This window comes from Affinirhizobium helianthi (assembly GCF_042680945.1).
Taxonomy (GTDB): Bacteria; Pseudomonadota; Alphaproteobacteria; order Rhizobiales; family Rhizobiaceae; genus Neorhizobium; species Neorhizobium helianthi.
Map to the genome: position 1 here is coordinate 1 of NZ_JBHUEQ010000034.1, position 2055 is coordinate 2055.

At 59.1% G+C, this 2055-nt stretch carries 1 protein-coding gene; it reads left to right on the plus strand.

Annotated elements, in window-relative coordinates; translation table 11 throughout:
* The first annotated feature begins 210 nt into the window (after positions 1-210).
* Positions 211-1905 carry a flagellar basal-body MS-ring/collar protein FliF gene (fliF, locus tag ACFSE1_RS17610; protein ID WP_377404317.1) on the plus strand — a complete coding sequence of 565 codons (1695 nt, stop codon included), beginning with the start codon at positions 211-213 and terminating at the stop codon, positions 1903-1905.
* Positions 1906-2055: the final 150 nt, after the last annotated feature.

Below are 2055 nucleotides of genomic sequence, written 5' to 3' on the forward strand. Positions count from 1 at the left end.
AACTTCGCGGCAACCTGCTACATCGCAGCTATCGTGACATGGTGGAGCAATTGAGTCTGGAGCCTAGGCCGCACGACCCATTTCAGAAATTGCAGATTCTTCCCGATCGCGTTGCCTTTCGTCAGCCTGGCGAAACGCTCGCACAAGCTTCGTTGGCTAGCTTGTGCCTGGGCAAAGGGCTCTTTTACCTATTTGACGCGCGGGAACAGAATGAATCTGTTAGCTCAATTCAACCAAGTCATGAAAAATCTGGGATCGCTTGGCCAGACAAAACTCCTCGCACTCGGGGGTGTTGGCGTGGTGTCGATGGCGATTATCGTCGCCGCGGCGCTATTTGTAAACAAGCCCTCCTACGAGACGCTATATGTCGGTCTGGAAACGTCCGACCTTAACCAGGTCAGTATCGCGCTGGCGGAAGCAGGTATCAGTTTTGCCGTTGGGCAGGATGGGAAAAGCGTGCAGGTGCCGGTCGGCATGACCAGCCGTGCCCGCTTGATGCTTGCAGAGCGCGGCCTGCCAAACAGCAGCAATGCCGGTTACGAACTCTTCGACAATGTCGGTTCGCTGGGCCTCACCTCCTTCATGCAGGAAGTGACGCGGGTGCGCGCCCTGGAAGGTGAAATCGCACGCTCGATCCAGCAGATCAGCGGCGTGGTTGCAGCTCGCGTTCACATTGTCATGCCGGATGTCGGCAACTTCCGTCGCGCCGGACAGAAGCCGACGGCATCGGTGATGATCCGTGCCAGCAACGAGGCCGGACGCAACGCTGCCGCCTCGATCAGGCATCTGGTTGCCTCGGCTGTTCCTGGCCTGGAAGTGGACGACGTCACCATTCTCGATTCGACAGGTCAGCTTCTGGCGTCCGGCGATGAAGCCGGCAATAGCAGCCTGAACCGTTCCATGTCCGCTGTGCAGTCCGTTCAGCAGGAAATGGAAAGCAATATCGACAAGGCGCTTGCTCCTTTCCTTGGCATGGATAACTTCCGCTCCAGCGCAACCGTTGTGCTGAACACGGATAGCCAGCAGATTCAGGAGACGGTCTATGACCCTGAATCGCGTGTCGAGCGCTCGGTCAAGGTGACGAAAGAGGCGCAGAAGTCGCAACAGCGCCAATCCGACTCGGCCACGACTGTAGAACAGAATGTGCCGCAGGCGGCGCCGCAGGGCGGCGGAGCCACTGGACCTGAATCGTCGGATCAGTCCGACAAGAAGGAAGAGCAGACCAACTACGAGATCAACTCGAAGACCACTGCCACCACCCGCAATGGCTTCCGTGTCGAAAAGCTCTCGATCGCCGTGGTCGTAAACCGTGGCCGCATCGCCCAGATGGTTGGTGAGCCGGCTGACCAGCAGAAGATCGACGCCTATCTCGAAGAGATGAAGAAGATCGTCGCGACGGCGGCTGGCGTGAATGCGGACCGGGGCGATGTCGTGACCGTAACGGCCATGGACTTCCTGGAGAACCAGCTTCTCGATCAGGCAGCTGCAAGCGGCCCTGGAATTGGCGAGATGATCACGCGCAATCTCGGCGGAATCATCAACTCCGCAGCCTTCGTACTGGTCGCCTTCCTTGTGGTCTGGTTCGGTGTCCGTCCGGTGGTCCGCAGCGTGGCCGGCAATACAGTCACCGCGGAAGCCGCTGGCGAAACCGCAGGGCTGGAACTTCCGGACTTCTCTCCGGCCGGCGCAAATCCGGCGCTCGTCGAGGGTTTCGGTGCGGATTTCGGCGCAGACTTCGGCTTCGACAGTTCGAACGATCTGTTTGGCGGCGAAGACGATCCCAATGCCGGCTTCAACCGTCGGGTCAAGGAAGGCCCGGAGAAGCGGCTGGCAAGAATGGTCGAAATCTCGGAAGAGCGTGCTGCCAAGGTTCTTCGCAAGTGGGCAGCGGACAGAGCCGCCTGAGGCAGCGTCCCGGCGGGGACAGCTTGAATGGTTTGACAATGGGAAAGGGTCGGCAGCGCCGGCCCTTTCTTCATTGTAATCAAAGTAAACCTCCACCTACGGTGGAGGACTGGACGAGTTTTACATCGTGGTGGAGAGACCTCCGGCTTG